This is a genomic window from Streptomyces fructofermentans (assembly GCF_014651055.1).
GTDB lineage: Bacteria > Actinomycetota > Actinomycetes > Streptomycetales > Streptomycetaceae > Streptomyces > Streptomyces fructofermentans.
Genome location: NZ_BMWD01000025.1, coordinates 56,633 through 76,134, shown reverse-complemented (window position 1 = coordinate 76,134; position 19,502 = coordinate 56,633). Strand labels below are relative to the sequence as shown.

Sequence of the window (19,502 nt, the reverse complement as noted above, 5' to 3'; positions counted from 1 at the left end):
CGGAAGCGCCGCCCGACCCGCCAGGTGCCGAGGGTACGACGCGGACGGCGACGCTCCTCGTGCGATGCCCGACCGCGCGGACCGCCAGGCTCCTGCACCTCTTGCGACATCGGAAAGCGCCCCCTCGTCCGTCCACGTGTTCTCGCCGACCGGGCACACCGCAGCGCCGCGCCCCCGATGGCGTACTGCCGAAAGGCTATCCGGCACAACCGGCGCCGCCCAGGGAGCCGGTCGATCAGGCCGGTTTGGCTCCTGGCGGCCCGCCCACCACCGAGAGCAGGTCGACGACGAAGACGAGCGTCGAGCCGGCGGGGATCGACGCGGAGGGTGACTGGCCGCCGTAGCCGAGACGCGGGGGAACGACGATCTCGCGGCGGCCGCCGACCCTCATTCCCCGCACTCCCCGGTCCCAGCCCTTGATGGCCCTGCCGCCGCCCACGGCGAACTTGAACGGCCTGTCCTGTTCCCAGGAGGAGTCGAACTCCTTCCCGGACGCGAAGACGACCCCTACGTAGTGCAGTTGGACGACCCGTCCGGGCCTGGCCTCGGGTCCGTCGCCGACCACCAGGTCCCGGATCGTCAGCTCGGTCGGCGCCTCGCCCGGCGGGACCTCGACCGTGGGCTTCGTCGGTTCACTCATCGCAGTCCCTGTGGCTCGCCGCCGCACCCGTCGCACGGGCCGGCGGGACGCGTGGGCGTTCCACGCGTCAGGTGATCACGCTATCGGCAGCGCCCGTGCCCTGAAGTACGCCGCCGCCCGGGTCAGCGCACCCGCCCCCGCGGCTTCAGCGGCACCGGCGGCAGCGCCGGGGCGGGCAGCGGCGCCCCGTCGTAGCCCTTCACCTCACCGAAGCGCGATCCCGTCGTCCAGTCGGCCCTGGCCTGCTCGATGTCGTCCTGGGTACGCCCGATGAAGTTCCACCACATGATCAGCTCCTCCTCGAACGGCTCGCCGCCCAGGAGCATCAGGCCCGCGTCCGACTCGGCGCGCAGCGGCAGTTCCGAGCGGCCGCAGCCCAGGTAGAGCATGGAACCGGGCAGCAGCGGCACACCGTCGACGTGCGCCTCGCCGGACATGGACAGGACGGCGTACTCGAAGTCCGGCTCCAGCGGGAGGCGCAGGTCGGCCCCGCGGGCCAGGGCGAGATCGGCGCCGACGATCGGCGTGTACGTCGTGCCGGGCGAGGCGGCCCCGTCGATCCCGCCCAGGACGACGGTGGCCGTCAGGCCGGGTGCGGTGACGACGGGCAGTTCGGCGTGGTGCTCGAAGCGGGGTTCGGTGTGCCGGTGGCTGTCGGGCAGGGCGACCCAGAGCTGCGCCCCGTGCAGGAAGCGCGCGTGCGAGGCGGGGCTCTCCTCCGAGTGGCTGATGGCCCGGCCCGAGGTCATCAGTCCCAGCTCGCGCGGGCGGATCGTCTGGAGGCTGCCGGTGGAGTCGCGGTGCAGCACCTCGCCCTCGTGCAGCCAGCTCACGGTCTGGAGGCCGGTGTGCGGGTGCGGCGGGACCTGCATACCGGGTTCGTCGGCGATGTCGTCCGGGCCGTAGTGATCGACGAAGCACCAGGCGCCCACCATGCGGCGGCCCAGGTTGGGCAGCAGGCGGCGGACCTCGCTGGACTCTCCGAGCTTGACCCGTCGGGGGCTGAGGAGTTCGCGCACCGGCTCCGCCACCACGAAACCCCGGCCGCCGCACAGTGCGGGAACTGCCTCGCGATCAAGATTGCTCATGGCCCACAACCTAGCCCCGTGACGCGCGTCGCGTCAGTCCGTCACCCGCCCGTGGGAGTCCGGACGGCTCAGAACCGGCGTAGCTCCCTCGCCATAGCAGCCATGTACACAATGTCCATGTACAGTGCATCCGTGAGCACGGACCCCGAGGGCGCGACGCCCGGCTTCCTGGTGTGGCGCCTGTCCATGAAGTGGCGGGTCGCGGTGGACCGCGCGATGGCCCCCCTGGGCCTCACCCACGCGCAGTACTCGCTGGTGGCGTCGCTGTACGGCATGCACCGGACCGGCACCCGCCCGAGTCAGCGGCAACTTGCCGACCACACGGGCCTCGAACCCCTGTACGTGTCGAAGCTCGCCCGGGCCCTGGAGAGTGCCGGGCTGGTCGAGCGCGCCAGGGACCCCGCCGACCCGCGGGCGATGCAGCTGTCCCTCACGGCCGAGGGGCGGGAGGTCGCGCGCCGGGCCGTCGTGGTCGTACAGGGGCTGCTGGAGCAGTTGCTCGAACCCCTCGGCGGACTCGGCGACGACCGCACCAAGGCGCTCACCCGGGACCTCCGGCTCCTGCTGGCGGCACCTCTGGAAGGGCTCACGGACACCTCGCCCGACAGCACCCCTCGGGCCCCGCAGGGCGCACCGTCGGGGAGAGCGGGATCACCTCCCCAGAGGTAGTGGAATATTCAACATCTCCTGTCGGTTCCCGTACTCGAAGGAGGTCAGAAGTGGACACGACGTACTACGACCACGGAACGGCCGCGGAGCGCTGGGAGCGCGCCCGGATGTTCTTCGACGCCAAGGAGTACGCGGCGGCGGCCCGCGTCCTCGACGGTCTGGTCGAGGAGGTGCCGGAGCAGGTGGGACCGCGCCTGCTGCTGGCCCGCGCCTACTACCACTCGGCCCAACTGAAGCGTGCCGAAGCCCAGTTGCGCCTGCTTGTCGAGCGCGACCCGGTGGAGCACTACGCGCGTCTGATGCTGGGCCGCACGCTCCAGCGCCAGGGACGCCCCGACGAGGCCGAACCCCACATGCGTCTGGCCTCGGCGCTCGCGGGGGACTTCACGACCCTGTGAGGCGGAAGGCTCCGCCGCACCGCACGCCGCCCCGCCCGTGACACGCACGGGCGGGGCGGCGAGAGCGCGTTGGGGGCCGTTCGCGGTATCGGCCTCCGAACCGCCTCCCGGGGGCGGCACGGAGCCGCGCCGGAACGACAAGGGACGTGCGGTGCGGGCCCGTTGTGTGCTTACGATGGCCCCGCAGCTGGTTCGCCCCGTCCGCCAGGCGGGAGGCGTCGCAAGAGGGAACCCGGTGGGAATCCGGGACTGCCCCGCAGCGGTGAGCGGGAACGACCGCCGTCATACGCACTGGATCCGCCCGGCGGATCCGGGAAGCGACGGCCAGTAGGTGCCGTCTCCTCCGACAGGAGGAAATGGCGTGCCCGCGAGTCCGAAGACCTGCCATCTGCCCGTGCGACACCTGTGCGCACGGCGGTCTCGGCGGCCTCGTGGGAGGGCCGGCTGAACGGCGGGCCGCGCGGACGCGGCGTCGCCGGTCTGCCGTTCCTTCGTGTCGGGTGTCCCGGGACCTCACCGCGACTCGCGAAGGGCAGAGTTACGTGACCGACCGCTCCCCCACCCCGCAGGCCCGTGCCACCGTGCACGGCTGGCCCCGGCAGGGCCCGTCCCGCGAACTGAAGAAGGCCGTCGAGGGCTACTGGGCAGGCCGACTGACCGGCGACGAACTGCGCACGGCCGCGGCCGGCCTGCGCCGCACCGCCTGGCAGTGGCTCACAGGCGCCGGAGTGGCCGAAGTACCCACCGGGGACTTCTCGTTGTACGACCACGTGCTCGACACGGTCGTGATGACCGGAGCCGTGCCCGCCCGTCACCGGGAGGCCTTCGACGCCGACCCGCTCGACGGATACTTCGCCATGGCACGCGGCACCGACACGGCCGCACCCCTGGAGATGACCAAGTGGTTCGACACCAACTACCACTACCTCGTACCCGAGTTGGGGCCCGACACCGTCTTCGCCGCCGACGCCCGGGGGCCGGTGGGGCAGCTTCGCGAGGCCGTCTCGCTCGGCCACAGCGCACGGCCCGTACTCGTCGGACCGGTCACCTTCCTGCTGCTGTCCAAGCCGGTCCCCGGCACCCCCGCGGACTTCCGGCCGCTGGCACTTCTGGACCGGCTGCTGCCGGTGTACGCGCAGGTGCTCGCCGAACTCCGGGCGGCGGGTGCCGACTGGGTCCAGCTGGACGAACCCGCCCTGGTCCAGGACCAGTCCCCGGCCGTGCTGGACGCGACAGCGCGCGCGTACGGAAAACTGAGCGGGCTCACCCACCGGCCGCGCCTGCTCGTCGCCTCGTACTTCGACCGGCTCGGTGAGGCACTGCCGGTGCTCGCGCGGTCCGCGGTCGACGGTCTCGCCATGGACTTCACCGGACCGGCCGCAGCGAACCTGGAGGCCCTCGCCGCCGTCGGCGGACTGCCCGGCAAGCGGCTCGTCGCAGGTGTGGTCGACGGCCGCAACGTGTGGATCAACGATCTGGAGCGGTCGCTGGCCACCCTCGCCACCCTGCTCGGGCTCACCGGGCGCCTGGACGTGGCTCCGTCGTGCTCGCTGCTGCACGTACCGCTCGACACCGCGGCCGAGCGCGACATCGACCCGCAGGTGGCCCGCTGGCTGGCCTTCGCCCGCCAGAAGGTGGCCGAGACGGTGACCCTGGCCCAGGGGCTGACCGGCGGCGACATCACGCCGCGGCTCTCCGCCAACCGGGCCGCGCTGGCGTCCCGTTCGCGCTCCGCCCTGACCCACGACCCGGCGGTACGGGCCCGGTGCGCGGTGGTGGCACCCGAGGACGCGCGGCGCCCCGAGCCGTTCGCCCTCCGGTCGGTCGCCCAGCAGGCGAGGCTCCGGCTGCCCCCGCTGCCCACCACCTCCATCGGCTCGTTCCCGCAGACCCGGGAGCTGCGCGTGGCCCGCGCCGACCTCAGGGCGGGCCGGATCGACGGCCCGGCCTACGAGGAGCGGATCCGCGCGGAGATCCGGGACACCGTGGCGTTCCAGGAGAAGGCGGGGCTCGACGTCCTCGTGCACGGCGAACCCGAACGCAATGACATGGTGCAGTACTTCGCGGAGCAGCTCACCGGGTTCCTCGCGACACGGCACGGCTGGGTCCAGTCCTACGGCACCCGCTACGTCCGCCCGCCGATCCTGGCAGGCGACGTCTCGCGCCCCGCACCCATGACGGTCGACTGGACGTCCTACGCCCAGTCGTTGACCGTTCGGCCCGTCAAGGGCATGCTCACGGGGCCCGTCACGCTTCTGGCCTGGTCCTTCGTACGCGACGACCAGCCCCTCGCCGAGACCGCGCGGCAGGTGGCGCTGGCCCTGCGCGACGAGGTGGCGGACCTGGAGGCCGCGGGCACCGCCGTCGTCCAGGTCGACGAACCCGCACTGCGCGAGACCCTCCCGCTGCGGGCGACGGCCCGGCCCGCCTACCTGCAATGGGCCACCGAGGCGTTCCGTCTGGCCACTTCGGGAGTCCGGGCGGACACCCAGGTCCACACCCACATGTGCTACGCGGAGTTCGGCGACATCATCGACGCGGTCGACGCGCTGGACGCCGACGTCATCAGCCTGGAGGCGGCCCGCTCCCGGATGGGGATCGCGGACGAACTGGCCGCGGCGGGGTACCCGCGGGCCGTCGGGCCCGGGGTGTACGACATCCACGCGCCGCGTGTGCCCGAGGAGCGGGAACTGACGGATCTGATCGACCGGGCCCTGCTGTCCGTACCGGCGGACCGGCTATGGATCAATCCCGACTGCGGTCTGAAGACGCGGAGTTGGGCCGAGGCCGGCCCCGCTCTCGAACGGTTGACGGCCGCCGCCCGACGGGTCCGCGCCAACCTGCCGCGGTGACACCGGGGGCCGGGTCCGGACGGGCCCGGCCCCTCCGGGGCGATGGTCCGCCCCCGGGCGTCGCGGACCCCGGTGGACGAGGGGCGTTCCGGGGACTGTTCAAGCCTGTTCGGTGGTCACGGCCGGCGGCCTGAAGCCCTTGACGAGCATCCAGGTACCGACGGCGAGTTCCCAGGCGGCGACGGGCAGGGTCGCGAGGAACGACCACGCGGAGAGCTGGTCGTGGTGGCCGAAGAAGGTCGCGATGCCGGAGGCCAGGAGCAGAGGGGCCCCGACCAGGCCCATCGCGGGGATGAAGCGGGGCACCAGCCCGGACCTGTACAGCAGTGTGCCGAACAGCAGCGCGTTGACGCCCGACATGAAGCCGGGGCCGAGCAGGAACGTCCAGTCGCGCACGGCCACGAGCGCCTGCCCGGTGGTCGCCAGTGCCGCGGTGTCCGCGCCGGTCGCCCCGGAGAGGTCTTGGCGCAGGGTGACGACTGACAGCAGGCTCACCACGCCGACCAGGATGATCCCGGCCTCGACCAGGCGCGAGGTGACGAAGCCCAGTGCCAGCGCCTCGCCGTGCCGTTTCACGGCGGGGAAGACCGTGACGGCGGTGCCGACGCAGGCGAGGGCGCTCACCATGTCGAGGAGGCAGCCCCACAGCACGCGGGTGTCGGCGCCGTCGCCGGTGATGTAGTCGGTGTGGTCCAGGACGGGGGCGATCAGCAGCAGCGCGGGGATCGATGCCGCGAAGGTGACCAGGTAGAGCGCTCCTGCGGCACGGACGTGGTTCCTCGTCCGGTCGGTCCGTGGCCGCGTGGCCGTGGCGGGTCCCTCGGTGGTGGTCATGTCAGTCTCCTGAGTCCGGGTTCTCGGGTGCGCGGGACCGGGGCGGCGTCGGGCCGTTCTCCCGCGGGCCGGGCTGCACCCGGGTGACCGCGACCAGGGGAAGGCCGACGTCACGCAGTCTCTGGAGCAGCCCGTGAAGTGCCGTCTGGTCCACGACGGGGCCCCGCAGCAGGGTCGTCCCGTCGCTGCCGGCGGTGAGCGTCATGCCGTCGAACCAGGTCGCCCACCGCGGGTCGAGCCGGCCCTGGAGGCGGATCTCGTACCAGCTGGGACGACCGTCCTGGGATCGGGCCGTCGGGGGGTTCATGGCGTGCTCCTTGTGCCGTGCGTCGATTTCGCGCGTTGGCTGCAAGGTCGCAGGAGGTGTGGTGAGCGGTCGTCACCACATGTGGTGACCCGGATGGTGACTGTGCGGCCGGCCTCTCACGGGGCCCGGGAACCACCTCTCATCGGCCGGGTGCGCGGGAGATGAGGTTGAGGCGCCCGGCCAGGCGCACCGCGTCCCGCCGGTTGGTGACGCCGAGCTTGGCGTAGATGTGCCTGGTGTGCGTCCGCAGGGTGTTCAGGGACACATGGAGCCGGCGCGCGATGTCCGGGCCCCCGAGGTCCCCGGCGAGCAGTCGCAGCACCTCCGACTCGCGGGCGCTCAACGGGTCGACGAGCCCGTACGGCGCGGCGGCGGACGGCTCACCCGTGCCCCCGCCGACAGGCCCGCCGAAATGCCGTACGGCGTCGAGGAGTCGGCGCGGGTACGCCCAGTCGGGCCGCTGTCCGGCGAGGGTGGTGAGAGGTGCGGCGATCCGCGGGCCGTCCTCGGTGAACACGCGGACGTGGCCGTGCGGTTCGGCCAGGGTCAGGGCCCGCTCCAGGGCGTCCGCCGCGGCCGGGGAGTCGCCGCGGGCGTCGTGGGCGAGGGCCTGCAGCACGAGGATCTCGATGGTGCGGGCCGTGCGTCCGCCGGCCTCGGCGGCCGTCAGGAGCCGCTGGAGGAACAGGGCGGCGTCGCCGTAGGCGCAGGCACCGGCCTCGGCGGTGGCGAGCATGACCCGGGCCAGGGTGATGTGCTCGTACTCGCGTACGTAGGACAGGTCGTCGTCGGGGGTGAGGCCCTGTGCGCGGGCCCAGTCCAGGGCCTCTTCGACGTCGCCCCGCCGGAGCAGCAGTCGTACCCGGGTGGCCGGGACGGGGCGTACGTTCGGGGAGAGGTCGCCGGTGTGGACGCGCTCCGCCTCCGCCAGCAGGTCCAGGGCACCGCCCGCGTCGCCCTCGGCGTCCAGGATTCCCGCCATCGCGACCCGCCACCGGTAGGGGTGCTGCGGCAGCCCGGCCGGTTCACCGAGTTCCCGTGCCCGTCGGAGATGCCCGGCGGCGGCCTCGGCGTCCCCGCGTTCCCACGCGACCTCGCACAGCCCGGCATGCACGTCCGCCGTGCCCCGCAGGATGCCCGGCCCCTCGGCGGCCAGCCGCAACGCCCGCTCGTAGGTGCGTTGCGCGTCGGCGAGCCGGCCCTGGGTGATGCGGATGTCGGCCAGCGTGATCGAACAGCCCAGCACGTCCGCGACATAGCCTGCCCGCAGCAGGCCCTCGACCGCGAAGGAGTAGGCCGCGTGGGCGGCGTCCAGTTCGCCCCTGCCCCAGTCGGCGAGGCCCGACAGTGCCGATGCCGCCGCCCGGACCAGGTGGTCGTCGGCGGCCGCCCGCTCGACGGCCCGGCCCGCATGGGTCACGGTGGCGGACGGGTCGCCCCGCATCAGCGCGAGGGCGGAGCGGTACATCTCGATGGCGCCGGGCAGCCGGGCGAGCGCGGCTGCGTCCGCGACGACCGACCAGGCGGCCGGTCCGCCCTCCTCGCCGCCGGTGAGGAGCTGCTCGGCCTCGTTCAGGCGGTCCTCCACTCCCTCGGTCTCGCCGCGGGTCATGAGCGCGCCGACCAGTCCCACGGCCAGCACGGGCCGCACGCGCACGACCTCGTCGGGAAGGTCCTTGATCCAGCCGCAGATGGTGGCTTCCTGCCGGTCCCGCTGCAGGGCCGGGATCGCGCGCTCCACGAGGTCGGCCGCCCGGTCGACGTCTCCCGCCTCCAGAGCGTGCCCGATCGCCGGCACCTGCTCGCCGGCGTCGGCGTACCACTGGCCGGCCCGGCGGTGCAGGGCCGCGACCTCGTCGGGGCGCTCGTCGGCCAGATGGGTGCGAAGGACGTCCGCGAAGAGCTGGTGGTAGCGGTACCAGTGGCGTCTGTCGTCGAGCCGGACGACGAACAGATTGGCCCGGTCGAGGACTTCGAGCATGGCTCTGCCGTCCCGGCGGCCGGTGACGGCGTCGCACAGCGGGCCGTGGAGGCGGTTGAGGACGGAGGTGCGGAGCAGGAAGTCGCGCACGTCGCCGCTCTGGCGCTCCAGGACCTCTTCGACCAGGTAGTCGACGACGTACCGGTCGTCGCCGGCGAAGTCGGCGACGAAGCCCGAGACGTCCTCGCGTCCCCGGAGGGAGAGCGCCGCCAGCTGGAGCGCCGCGATCCAGCCCTCGGTGCGCTGCTCCAGCGCTTCGACGTCCACCGCGGCCAGGTCCAGGCCGGCGGAGTCGCCGAGGTAGGCCGCGACCTCGCCTGCGGTGAAGCGGAGGTCGGCGGCGCGCAGTTCGACCAGCTCGCCTCGGGCCCGGAGCCGGGCGAGCGGCAGCGCCGGGTCGGCGCGGGTGCAGAGCACCAGGTGCACCTGCGGCGGGAGGTGGTCGAGCAGGAACGTCATGCCCGCCCGGATCTCCGGGGAGTCGGCGAGGTGGTAGTCGTCGAGGATCAGGTCCAGCGGGTCGGTCAGGGCTGCCAGTTCGTTGACCACGGCGGCCAGGACGGCCTCCGTCGGTGTCCGGGACGATTGCAGGAGCGGCAGGGCATCGGCGCCCACGCCGGGTACGGCCCGCTGCAGGGCGGTGACCACATAGGTCCAGAAGGACGCGGGGCTGCTGTCACGCGCGTCGAGGGACAGCCACGCCGCACTCCGTCGTCCGTCGGCCGCGGCCTCGATCCACTCGGCCACCACGGTCGTCTTGCCGAAGCCGGCCGGGGCCGACACGAGTGTCATCCTCGCCTTCGACCCGCGGCTCAGGAGTTCACCGAGCCGTGGACGCGCCACCACGCCGTGCCGAAGCCGGGGGCGGTACAGCTTGGTCTCGATCAGAGGGCTTGCCACCAGAGGTCCCCTCCCGCGTGTTCGAGCCAGTGCACACGAAAGGTACGCCGTCCCGCAACGGCGGCCACGGCTTGCGCCTTCGCACCGGCGCCGGCCGGCCCGTCCGAGGTGCCGGTCCCACCCCGTGCACCGCCCCGCGGGTCTGGCGGGAGGCAGGAGGAGCACCGTCGGTACAGGCGCCGTCGCAGCCGCGGCTAGGGCGCGGCCGAGGGTTCCATCAGGCGTGCCAGCAGGTCGTCCAGGACGACCAGGCCGCTCAGCGCGCCCGTGTCGTCCCGGACCACCGCGAGGGTGGCCCTGCGCTGCCTGAGCTGCTCGACGGCGTGCGCGAGCGTGTCGTGGGCCGCGAGTTCCGGTACGGGGCGAGCCAGTTCGCGGGCGCTCGCGGTGCGTCCCCGTGCCCTGGCGACGAGCGCGTCACGCGCGTGCACCGAGCCGAGGACCACGTCCCCGTCGCGCACCAGCAGCCGGGTGCGGTCGACCGTCCGGGCCGTTCGCAGCACCGTGTCGAGGTCGGCGTCCGCGGGCACGGAGGCGATCCTCTCCGCCGGCACCTGGAGGTCGGCCACCGGCTGCTGGGGCGCCGTGAGCGAGCTGGTGAGCAGCCGGGAGTCGGACGCGCTGATCAGGCCGAGCCGTTCCGACTCCTCGACGAGGTGCGCGAGTTGCTCCCGGTTGTGCACGGAGGCCAGCTCGTCGCGCGGCGTGACCCGGCAGAGCCGTACGAGCGCGGTGCTCACCCGGTTGAGCACCGCAATCAGCGGGCGCACCAGGCGGATCACCGCACGGAAGGGCGGGGTCAGGAGCATCGCCGAGCGCTCCGGGTGCGCGATGGCCCAGGACTTGGGGGCCATCTCGCCGACCACCATGTGCAGGAACACCACGACGATCATCGCCACCGCGAAGGACACGCCGTAGCTCAGTCCGTTCGGCAGTCCGGTACTCCTGAGCAGCGGGTCGAGCGCGTGCGACACGGCCGGTTTGGACACCGAGCCGAGGCCCAGCGTGCAGATGGTGATGCCGAGTTGGGCGCCCGCGAGCATCAGCGACAACTCGCGGATTCCGGCCAGCGCGGCCCGGGCGCCGCGCCGGCCCTCGGCGGCGGCCTGCTCCAGCCGGTGCCGCTTGGCCGCGACGAGCGCGAACTCGGCGGCGACGAAGAACCCGCTGCCCGCGAGCAGCAGCACGGTGACGAAGAGAGCTGTGGGGAGGCTCATGCGCGGGCCTCCTCGCGCGACAGGCGCACCCGGTCCGCGACGTGCCGGTCCAGGGTGCGCACCTCCAGTACCGCGCGACCGCCTTCGGGCAGCGCGACGGCGACGCGGTCGCCGATGGCCGGGAAGCGGCCGAGCCGGTCGACGACCAGTCCGGCGACGGTGTCGTAGTCCTCGTCGCCCGGCAGCTCGACGCCGGTGGCGTCGGCGACCTCGTCGAGCCGCCGCCCGGCATCCACGAGCCAGCCTTCCCCGTCGGTGACGGCCACCTCGGTCACGGTGTCGGACTCGTCGGCGATGTCGCCCACGAGTTCCTCCGCGATGTCCTCGTACGTGACGATGCCCGCCACGCCGCCGTGCTCGTCGAGCACGACCGCGAACTCGTCGCCGTGCTCCCGCATCCGGGCCACGGCGTCGGGCAGGGGCAGCGTGTCGGGGAGCAGCAGCGGGACCCTGGCCAGCTCCCAGGCCTTGGAGTCGGCCCCGGCGCGCATCAGTTCGCGCACGCCGAGGACACCCGCCATGTCGTCGGGGTGGTCGCCCATCACGGGGTAGGCGGAGTGCCCGTGCCGGGCGATCAGGTCGACGGCCTCGGCGGCCGTGGCGTCCTTGCGGACGAACACGGTGTCGGCGCGCGGCACCATCACCTCGTCGAGGGTCCGGTCGGAGAACTCCAGCGCGTGGTCGAGCAGGTCGGCGGTCTCGCGGGGCAGTCTGCCGTGCTCGTGGGACTCGCCGATGAGATGGCCGAGTTCCTCCAGGGTCGCGCCGTGGTGGAGCTCCTCCACCGGCTCGATGCCGAGGCGCCGCAGCAGCCCGTTGGCGGCCCCGTCGAAGAGCCGGACGACGGGGCCGACGACCTTCAGGTACGCGAGCGTGGAGCCGGCCAGGGACTTCGCCAGGCGTTCCGGGACAGCGAGGGCCAGGTTCTTCGGGGCCAGTTCGCCCAGCACCATCTGCAGGACGGTGGCGAGGGCGAAGGCGAGGACCACGGAGATGCCCGTGACGGCGCCGGCCGGGACGCCGGTGCCGGTGAGGGCCGGTTCGAGCAGTGCGGAGACCGACGGTTCGGCGAGGAAGCCGACCACCAGACCCGTCACCGTGATGCCCAGTTGGGCGCCCGACAGCATGAAGGACAGCCGTTCGAGGACGGTCAGGGCACGGGCGGCCCTGCGGTCGCCGGCCGCCGCCTCGCGTGCGAGGGCGAGGCGGTCGGCGGCGACGTACGCGAACTCCTGCGCGACGAAGTAGCCGGTGCCGGCCGTGAGCAGGAGGACGGCCAGCAGGCCGAGGGCGGCACTCATCGAACACCACCCCGCCGTGTGCCGCTGCCGGGCGAAAGGGGGCGGGGCGGTCCGGGACTGTGTCCCGGGGGGTCCGTCGGTCTGGCGGACAAGTGGGCGCTCCTCAGGGTCGTGCTGTCCCGGAGGAACGATTCTCGCCGCGGGGCGGTTCCCGTGCCACCGCCGGACCCGAACCCGTTCCCGGACGCGGTCCCGGACCCGTTCCCGAGCGCTACTTCACAGCCTGCTCCGCGGCGTCGTCCGGCTCACGGGGAGCCTCCTCCGCGGCCTCGGAACCGTCCTCCGCAGCACCCGCCTTCCTCGTAGGACCGCCCGCCTCGTTCGAGTCGTTCGAGGGACCGCGCGCCTCCGTCGACGAACCGCCCGGCTCCTCCGGCGAGCCGTCCGCCCGCTCGGGCGCGGCGCCGGACCCGCCCCGCCGGTTCCGCCGGTGGGCGATCTCTCCCAGGACCACGTCCACGGCGATGAAGGCGGCCAGCGGGATGCCCAGCAGCGGTACGAGGTAGCCGAGGACCGCGACGGCCGCCATCAGCGGGACGAGGACGTGCGGCGGGACCTGCTGCCACGCGCCGCGCGGGATCGGACGGCCGAAGGCGGAGGCCCGGCCGCGCTGCCACCACATGCGGTAGCCCCAGAGGATCAGCAGGATCAGGCTTCCGGCGAGGGCCATCAGGACGAGCTGGTTGGCGAAGCCGAACAGCACGCCGGTGTGCGCGTCGATGCCCCAGCGGGTCAGCTTCGCGAGCACCGGGTAGTCGGCGAAGCGCACGGTGTCGGTGACCTCGCCGGACGCCGGGTCGACGGCGACGGTGTCCTGCTTGGTGGGCCAGGCGCGCTGCACCTGCTTGACGACGTACGCGGAGGACGCGTCGGCGGGCGCGACGACCTCCACCGGGCCGTCGAGGCCCTCGGCCCGCGCCGCGTCCAGCACCACGTCGATGCCGACCCCGTGCTCGACGCCCCCCTCGGCCGAGCCGGAGCCGTGGCCCGAGTGCTCACCGCCCACGGCCGCGGACACCGACGGGGTGGCCTGGCGCAGCGAGGTGCGCAGCTCGTCGATGTTGGCCCCGGCGTACGTCGACCAGGTCAGCCCCGTCAGGGACAGGAAGAAGAAGCCGACGGCCGCCCAGACGCCCACGGTGCCGTGCAGCCCGAGGGTGCGCCGGCGGCCGCTGGTGCCGCGTATCCGGCGCTGGGCGCGGCGCCGTCCGAACCACAGCGCCAGACCGCCGGCGGCGATCACCCACAGCCAGCTGGCGGCGAGTTCGCTGTAGAGCCGGCCAGGATCGCCGAGCCTGAGGTTGGCGTGGAACTCGTCGATCCAGGTGCGCACCGGCAGTGCTCCCGTGGAGCCGTACTGTTCGAGCGCCCCGCGCACCTCGGCCGTGTACGGGTCGACGAACACGGCCAGGACATGGTTCTCGTCGACGCCGGGCACGCCGGAGAGCATCACCCTGGTGGTGGCGTCGGCCTCGGGCGAGGGGCGGACGGCGGAGACCGTGCCCTCCGGGTGGGCCTCGCGGGCGGCGGCGACCTGTTCGGAGACGGGCAGCTTCTCGTCACCGGGGTCGACGGTCATCTCGTGCGCGTACACGAGGTTCTCGACCTGGAACGACGCCGCGTACAGCAGTCCCGTGGTGGCGGCCACGAGCAGGAACGGGGCGACCAGCAGTCCCGCGTAGAAGTGCAGCCGCAGGACGAGGGGGCGCAGCGGCGACCAGAGGCCGGGCCGCGGGGCGGTGACGACGGGGGGCGGTTTCTCGTCCGTCTCGGTCGTGGGAGCGGTGGACATCGGCTGGCTTCTCCAGTGGGGCAGGGGACGACGGGCCGTGCTCGGCCGGTGCGCTCCAGTAGTCGGTGGAGGAGGCGGCCGAGTTCCCGGGGCACGGCGTCGCCTGGGTCACAGGGGCCCGGAGCGGATGCGTGCGGCCCGCCGGGACACGTGCGGCCCGCCCGGGACACGCGCAGAGCGCCGCCTCGCTCCCGGCGGGCCCGGTTGGCATGCTGGCCCGATGGCATCCCCCGGTAGGTCCACGTCCCTCAGCGACCAGGTGGAGGAACTCCTCACCCGTACGGGCCCGTTGCCCATCGTCGCCGCCGGTGATCCGGTGCTGCGGCGCGCGGCCGAGCCCTTCGACGGCCAACTGGACGCGGCGCTCCTGTCCCGCTTCGTGGCGGCGCTGCGCGAGACGATGCGCGCGGCGCCCGGTGTCGGCCTCGCGGCGCCGCAGGTGGGTGTGCCGCTGCGGCTCGCGGTCGTCGAGGACCCGGCGCCCGTGCCGGACGCCGTCCGGGAGGCACGCGGCCGGGTGCCGCTGCCCTTCCGCGTACTGGTGAACCCGGTGTACGAGCCCGTGGGCACCGGGCGTGCCGTGTTCTTCGAGGGCTGTCTGAGCGTGCCGGGCTGGCAGGCGGTGGTGGCCCGGCACGCCCGGGTGCGCCTGCTGGCGCGGGACGAGTCCGGCCGGCCGGTGGACGAGGTGTTCTCCGGGTGGCCCGCGCGGATCGTCCAGCACGAGACGGACCACCTGGACGGCACGCTCTACCTCGACCGGGCCGAGCTCCGCTCGCTGTCCTCCAACCAGGCGGTGGCGGAGCGCTGGGCCCAGGCCACGCCCGACCTGGCCGCGGCCGAACTCGGCTTCCCCCTGGCCGGGGAGGACTGAGGAGCCAGGTCCGGCGGGGGCACCGGGTGCGGCGGGCGCAGCCGGAAGACAGCGGTCCGGCCGACGGGACGCGTCGGCCGGACCGGGTGTGCCTTCCGGCGGGCCCTGGGGATCGGGCCGTCACGCGTCCCGGTTGGCCTCCAGCAGACGCAGCCACACCTCGCTGAGGGTGGGGTAGGACGGCACCGCGTGCCACAGCCGGTTCACGGGGACCTCGCCCGCGACCGCGACGGCCGCGGAGTGGATCAGCTCGCCGACGCCGGGGCCCACGAGGGTGACACCGCGCAGGGTGTCCGTGTCGAGGTCGACGATCATGCGGGCGCGGCCCCGGTAGCCGTCGCCGTACAGGCCCGCGCCGGCGACCGACGAGAACTCGACGTCGACGGCCCTGACCCGGTGGCCGGCCCGCTCCGCCTCGGCGAGGGAGAGGCCGACCGAGGCGGCCTCCGGGTCGGTGAAGACGACCTGCGTCACGGCCGCCGTGTCGGCGGTCGCCGCGTGGGCGCCCCAGGGGTCGGTCTCCAGCAGCGGCACCCCCGCGGCGCGGGCCGCGATGGCCGCACCGGCGATGCGCGCCTGGTACTTGCCCTGGTGGGTGAGGAGCGCGCGGTGGTTGACGTCCCCGACGGCGTACAGCCACTCGCTGCCGGTGACCCGCAGGCTGTCGTCGACCGAGAGCCAGGAGCCGGGCCTGAGCCCGACCGTCTCGAGGCCCAGGTCGTCGGTGCGCGGCGCCCGACCGGTGGCGAAGAGGATCTCGTCCGCCTCGATCCGGTCACCCGCGGAGGTGGTGACGACGACGGTCGTCCCGTCCCGTGTCACGGCCTCCACCGACGTGCCCGTACGCACCTCGGCGCCGGCCTCCTCCAGCGCCTCGGCGACCATCTCCCCGGCGAACGGCTCCATGCGCGGCAGCAGGCCCCCGCCGCGCACGAGGACCGTCACCCGGGACCCGAGCGCCTGCCAGGCGGTGGCCATCTCGACGGCGACGACACCGCCGCCGACGACGACGAGCCGTCCGGGCACGGCCTGCGCGCTGGTCGCCTCCCGGCTGGTCCACGGCTTCACGTCGGCGAGGCCGGGCAGGTCGGGCAGCACGGCGCGGCTGCCCGTGCACACGGCCACGGCGTGCCGGGCCGTCAGGACGTGCCGCTCCCCCTCGGGGCCGTGGACCGTGACCCGGCGCGTCCCGGCGAGCCTGCCCTGTCCCCGGTAGAAGTCCGCCCCGGTGCTCCGGAGCCAGTCGACCTGCCCGTCGTCCTTCCAGTTGCCGGTGATGTAGTCCCGGTTGGCGAGCACGGCCGCGGCGTCGAGAGGGCCCTGCACCGACTGCCTGAGACCCGGCACGCGGCGGGCGTCCGCCCGCACCAGGACCGGTCGCAGCAGGGACTTGCTGGGCATGCACGCCCAGTACGAGCACTCTCCGCCGACCAGCTCGCTCTCGACCACCGCGGTGGAGAGGCCGGCGGCGCGGGCGCGGTCCGCGACGTTCTCCCCCACGGGTCCGGCCCCGACCACCACGACGTCGTACTCGATGGATTCCGATTCCGTCATGGGGTCAGTCTGGTGGCTGGTGTGGGGCGCGGCCACACGGGTACGCGCCCGGAATACCGCGTCCGTCCGTGCCGTTGTGCAACACGTCCGGGAGCCGACCCCCCAGGAAGAGGGATTCAACGCCATGAGCAGCACCATTGAGCTGACCAAGGAGAACTTCGACCAGACGGTCACGGACAACGAGTTCGTCCTGATCGACTTCTGGGCGGCGTGGTGCGGCCCGTGCCGGCAGTTCGCCCCGGTCTACGAGAAGGCGGCGGAGGCCAACCCCGACCTGGTGTTCGCGAAGGTGGACACGGAGGCGCAGCCGGAGCTCGCCGCGGCCTTCGAGATCCAGTCGATCCCCACCCTGATGATCGTGCGCGACCAGGTGGCGATCTTCTCCCAGCCGGGCGCGCTTCCCGAGCCCGCCCTGGTGGACATCATCGAGCAGGCGCGGAAGCTCGACATGGACGAGGTCCGCAAGTCCGTGGCGGAGCAGCAGGCCAAGAACGCCGCCGAGTAGTCCCCGGAGTCCGGGCGTCCCGCGTGCGGACGCCGCGGGGACGGCACGTGGTCAGACGCCCCGGAGGGGGTGGGCCGCCGGGTCCCCGGGCCCGGCGGCGGCGGGCAGCGGCAGTCCCGTGTAGTGGGCCGCCAGCTCGGCCGCGGCGGGCCGGGAAGCCGTGATCCTGCGCAGCCGGGCGAGCTGGAGGCGTTCGTCGAAGGGATCGCCGTCCGGCTGCCTGTGCAGCATCCGCGTCATGTCGTACGAGAACCGCGTGGCGTGCCAGACCCGCTCCAGGCTGTCCCGCGAGTAGCGGTCCAGGAGTGCCGTGGAACCGCCGTGGTGGAGTTCGGCGAAACCGCGGGCCAGGAGCCGTACGTCGGACACCGCGAGGTTCAGTCCCTTGGCGCCGGTCGGCGGCACGATGTGGGCCGCGTCCCCGGCCAGCAGAAGCCGCCCGTGGCGCATCGGTTCGCGCACATGGCTGCGCATCGCGGTGACCGTCTTGGACGTGATCGGTCCGCGCCGCAGCCGCCAGTCCGCGTCGATCGCGAAGCGCGCGTCCAGCTCGTCCCAGACCCGCTCGTCCGGCCAGTCGTCCGCGCCGGTGCCGTTCGGCACCTGGAGGTAGAGCCGAGACACCGTCGGGGACCGCATGCTGTGCAGCGCGAAGCCGCCGGGCCCGCGGGCGTAGATCAGCTCGTCGCAGGACGGCGGCACGTCGGCCAGGATCCCCAGCCAGGAGTACGGGTACTCGTGCTCGTAGGTGCGGCGGACCGCGGCCGGGACCGCGTCGCGGGCGACGCCGTGGAATCCGTCGCAGCCCACCACCCAGTCGCAGCTGAGTGTGCGCTCCCGGCCCTCGTGGGCGAAGCGCACGAGCGGCGTCCCGCTCTCCACGCCCTCGACGGCCCGCACGTCGGCGCCGAAGAGCAGCGGCGGCCCGTCGGCCAGCTGGAGCGCGACGAGGTCCTTCACGATCTCCGTCTGGGCGTAGATCGTCACGGTCCGCCCGCCGGTGAGCGCCGGGAAGTCGAGGTGGTGGCGCTCCCGGTCGAAGCGCAGTTCGATGCCGTGGTGGACCAGGCCCTCGGCGTCCAGGCGCGCGGCGGCGCCGCATTCGCGCAGCGCGTCGACCGTGCCCTGCTCCAGCATTCCGGCGCGCTGCCGCTGTTCGACGTACGCGCGGGTCCTGCTCTCCAGGACGACGCAGTCGATTCCGGCGCGGTGCAGCAGCCGGGCGAGCAGGAGGCCCGCCGGGCCCCCGCCGATGATCCCGACCGCGGTCCGCATGGCGTGCCTCCCAGGTGTTCAGCTCGATTCTCGGTGCACGACCGTCGCTCCGAGCACCTCTCTGGCCTCCGGCGGGGCGGCGGGTTCCCGCACCGCGCGGTCGACCAGTTCGGCGAGTTCCCGTGCCGACGGCAGTTCGATGTGGACGGTGCTCAGCCGGGGGCGGAGCAGCCGGCCGAGCATCAGGTCGTCGGCTCCGACGACGGCCGTCTCGTCGGGGATGCCGATGCCCTCGTCCTGAAGCGCGCGCATCAGCAGCATCGCGTACTCGTCGTTGTACGCGAACACGGCGTCCAGGGCCAGCGAGCGCCAGCGCGCGGCGAGGCGGGCGGCGGACTCCTCGTCGTGGGCGAGGGGCAGCTCGGTCACCGAGGCGTCGGTTCCCTCAAGTGCCTGCCGTACGCCTTCGAGCCTGGGTCTGGAGAAGATCCCGAGGCCGGGGTCGTCGGGCACCACGACCCCGATCCGGCGGCGGCCCCGCTCCAGCAGGTGCCGGCCCGCGCTGCGGCCGACGCCGTGGTGGTCCATGAGCAGCGCGTGGGCGCCCTCGACGCGTTCGGGTCCGAGGGTGACCACGGCGCGGGCTCCGGAGCGCTTGAGGACGGCGACGCCCTGCGTGCCGAGTCCGCTGCCGGGCACGAGCACGGCGACCGGGCGCAGCTCAGCCCAGGCGCGGACCGCCTCGTCGCTCTGGAGGCCGACCCCGCCGTACTGCACGACGGTGTAGTCGAGGCGGCTGAGCGCCCACTGGAGCTCGTTGAAGAACCGGCTGTAGAGGGGCCCGACCTGCACGTCGGGCGTGGGCATCAGGACCATGCGGCTGTGTCCGGCGCGCAGGCTGCGGGCCGCCGCGTGGGGGACGTACCCGAGTTCCTTCGCGGCCTCGTGGACGCGCCGGCGTGTGGGTTCGCTGATCCGTACGGCGCTGGTGTTGTTCAGGACGTAGGAGACGGTCGCTCGCGAGACTCCCGCAACGCGGGCCACATCGGCACTCGTGGGCACGGAGTGCTGCGCGGGCGACGGAGGAGCGGACGTTCTCGGTATCTGCACCATGACACACGGCATCCTTGCAGAAGCCCCGCGAGGGCTCGGGGCCGGGGGAAGGCCTTGGGCGGCGGGGGTTTCCCCGGCCCTCACACGGGCGCGGGCCCCTTCGCCGCGACGGCGGCCGGCGGTGACGGCTCGACCGCAGGTCGGAGCGGTCGGGGGCGCCGGACCGGGGCGCGCACGGCTGCCGGAGCCGGGGTGGGGCCCACGAGCGGTCCTGGCGTCGGGCCCCACGCGCGGGCTCAGCGGGGCGGCGATCCGGTGCGGG

At 73.7% G+C, this 19,502-nt stretch carries 16 protein-coding genes and 1 riboswitch; of the genes, 5 read left to right on the top strand and 11 right to left on the bottom strand.

What is annotated here, in order from left to right:
* Positions 1-235: 235 nt before the first annotated feature.
* Positions 236-640, bottom strand: a complete 405-nt coding sequence (locus IE265_RS28930; protein ID WP_190038670.1) for an FKBP-type peptidyl-prolyl cis-trans isomerase — start codon at positions 638-640, stop codon at positions 236-238.
* Positions 641-762: 122 nt separating this feature from the next.
* On the bottom strand, positions 763-1,728 hold the full coding sequence (locus IE265_RS28925; RefSeq protein ID WP_190038669.1) for a pirin family protein: 966 nt from the start codon (positions 1,726-1,728) through the stop codon (positions 763-765).
* A 132-nt stretch (positions 1,729-1,860) separates the two neighbouring features.
* Between IE265_RS28925 and IE265_RS28920 the strand changes: the two genes are divergently transcribed.
* The 3 genes from IE265_RS28920 to metE all read left to right on the top strand — a co-directional run bounded on the left by IE265_RS28920 (position 1,861) and on the right by metE (position 5,647).
* A complete protein-coding gene (locus IE265_RS28920) occupies positions 1,861-2,397 on the top strand; it encodes a MarR family winged helix-turn-helix transcriptional regulator (protein ID WP_190038668.1) in 537 nt (178 codons plus the stop codon).
* A gap of 50 nt (positions 2,398-2,447) precedes the next feature.
* Positions 2,448-2,795, top strand: a complete 348-nt coding sequence (locus tag IE265_RS28915; RefSeq protein WP_190038667.1) for a tetratricopeptide repeat protein — start codon at positions 2,448-2,450, stop codon at positions 2,793-2,795.
* 171 nt (positions 2,796-2,966) lie between these two features.
* A riboswitch (cobalamin riboswitch) is annotated at positions 2,967-3,198 on the top strand.
* A 139-nt stretch (positions 3,199-3,337) separates the two neighbouring features.
* Positions 3,338-5,647 carry a 5-methyltetrahydropteroyltriglutamate--homocysteine S-methyltransferase gene (metE, locus tag IE265_RS28910; RefSeq protein WP_190038666.1) on the top strand — a complete coding sequence of 770 codons (2,310 nt, stop codon included), beginning with the start codon at positions 3,338-3,340 and terminating at the stop codon, positions 5,645-5,647.
* Between the two features lie 99 nt (positions 5,648-5,746).
* Here the strand turns inward: metE and IE265_RS28905 are convergent, their stop codons facing one another.
* From IE265_RS28905 to IE265_RS28880, 6 genes are all read right to left on the bottom strand, one after another.
* Complete coding sequence (locus tag IE265_RS28905) at positions 5,747-6,481, bottom strand: DUF4386 domain-containing protein (protein WP_190038665.1); 735 nt, start codon at positions 6,479-6,481, stop codon at positions 5,747-5,749.
* Position 6,482: 1 nt separating this feature from the next.
* Positions 6,483-6,788, bottom strand: a complete 306-nt coding sequence (locus IE265_RS28900; protein ID WP_190038664.1) for a DUF8691 family protein — start codon at positions 6,786-6,788, stop codon at positions 6,483-6,485.
* 139 nt (positions 6,789-6,927) lie between these two features.
* Positions 6,928-9,669: a winged helix-turn-helix domain-containing protein gene (locus IE265_RS28895; RefSeq protein ID WP_190038663.1), complete on the bottom strand. Its 2,742-nt coding sequence runs from the start codon at positions 9,667-9,669 to the stop codon at positions 6,928-6,930.
* 194 nt (positions 9,670-9,863) lie between these two features.
* The gene (locus IE265_RS28890) at positions 9,864-10,886 is read right to left on the bottom strand and encodes a hemolysin family protein (protein WP_190038662.1); all 1,023 of its coding nucleotides are present in this window, start codon (positions 10,884-10,886) and stop codon (positions 9,864-9,866) included.
* Positions 10,883-12,187, bottom strand: a complete 1,305-nt coding sequence (locus tag IE265_RS28885) for a hemolysin family protein (RefSeq protein WP_190038661.1) — start codon at positions 12,185-12,187, stop codon at positions 10,883-10,885. The genes IE265_RS28890 and IE265_RS28885 overlap by 4 nt, the downstream gene beginning before the upstream one ends.
* Positions 12,188-12,398: 211 nt before the next feature.
* On the bottom strand, positions 12,399-13,979 hold the full coding sequence (locus tag IE265_RS28880) for a PepSY-associated TM helix domain-containing protein (protein ID WP_229916664.1): 1,581 nt from the start codon (positions 13,977-13,979) through the stop codon (positions 12,399-12,401).
* A gap of 220 nt (positions 13,980-14,199) precedes the next feature.
* Between IE265_RS28880 and IE265_RS28875 the strand changes: the two genes are divergently transcribed.
* On the top strand, positions 14,200-14,853 hold the full coding sequence (locus IE265_RS28875) for a peptide deformylase (protein WP_190038660.1): 654 nt from the start codon (positions 14,200-14,202) through the stop codon (positions 14,851-14,853).
* A 120-nt stretch (positions 14,854-14,973) separates the two neighbouring features.
* Here IE265_RS28875 and IE265_RS28870 read toward each other — a convergent pair whose 3' ends face one another.
* Positions 14,974-16,407, bottom strand: coding sequence for a dihydrolipoyl dehydrogenase family protein (locus IE265_RS28870; protein ID WP_190038659.1), 1,434 nt, complete (start codon positions 16,405-16,407; stop codon positions 14,974-14,976).
* A gap of 76 nt (positions 16,408-16,483) precedes the next feature.
* Here IE265_RS28870 and trxA point away from each other — a divergent pair, with 76 nt between their 5' ends.
* The gene (gene trxA, locus IE265_RS28865) at positions 16,484-16,912 is read left to right on the top strand and encodes a thioredoxin (RefSeq protein WP_268255857.1); all 429 of its coding nucleotides are present in this window, start codon (positions 16,484-16,486) and stop codon (positions 16,910-16,912) included.
* Between the two features lie 51 nt (positions 16,913-16,963).
* On the opposite strand, the gene IE265_RS28860 is transcribed toward trxA, so the two are convergent.
* Positions 16,964-18,187: a 4-hydroxybenzoate 3-monooxygenase gene (locus IE265_RS28860; protein ID WP_190038657.1), complete on the bottom strand. Its 1,224-nt coding sequence runs from the start codon at positions 18,185-18,187 to the stop codon at positions 16,964-16,966.
* A gap of 18 nt (positions 18,188-18,205) precedes the next feature.
* On the bottom strand, positions 18,206-19,252 hold the full coding sequence (locus IE265_RS28855) for a LacI family DNA-binding transcriptional regulator (protein WP_190038656.1): 1,047 nt from the start codon (positions 19,250-19,252) through the stop codon (positions 18,206-18,208).
* Between the last annotated feature and the right edge of the window lie 250 nt (positions 19,253-19,502).

Coding starts and splice junctions, on each gene's coding strand:
- IE265_RS28870 (WP_190038659.1), bottom strand. CDS start 16,407: ATGACGGAATCGGAATCCATCGAGTACGACGTCGTGGTGGTCGGGGCC.
- IE265_RS28890 (WP_190038662.1), bottom strand. CDS start 10,886: ATGAGCCTCCCCACAGCTCTCTTCGTCACCGTGCTGCTGCTCGCGGGC.
- IE265_RS28905 (WP_190038665.1), bottom strand. CDS start 6,481: ATGACCACCACCGAGGGACCCGCCACGGCCACGCGGCCACGGACCGAC.
- IE265_RS28855 (WP_190038656.1), bottom strand. CDS start 19,252: ATGCCGTGTGTCATGGTGCAGATACCGAGAACGTCCGCTCCTCCGTCG.
- IE265_RS28900 (WP_190038664.1), bottom strand. CDS start 6,788: ATGAACCCCCCGACGGCCCGATCCCAGGACGGTCGTCCCAGCTGGTAC.
- IE265_RS28860 (WP_190038657.1), bottom strand. CDS start 18,187: ATGCGGACCGCGGTCGGGATCATCGGCGGGGGCCCGGCGGGCCTCCTG.
- IE265_RS28925 (WP_190038669.1), bottom strand. CDS start 1,728: ATGAGCAATCTTGATCGCGAGGCAGTTCCCGCACTGTGCGGCGGCCGG.
- IE265_RS28880 (WP_229916664.1), bottom strand. CDS start 13,979: ATGTCCACCGCTCCCACGACCGAGACGGACGAGAAACCGCCCCCCGTC.
- IE265_RS28875 (WP_190038660.1), top strand. CDS start 14,200: ATGGCATCCCCCGGTAGGTCCACGTCCCTCAGCGACCAGGTGGAGGAA.
- IE265_RS28930 (WP_190038670.1), bottom strand. CDS start 640: ATGAGTGAACCGACGAAGCCCACGGTCGAGGTCCCGCCGGGCGAGGCG.
- IE265_RS28885 (WP_190038661.1), bottom strand. CDS start 12,187: ATGAGTGCCGCCCTCGGCCTGCTGGCCGTCCTCCTGCTCACGGCCGGC.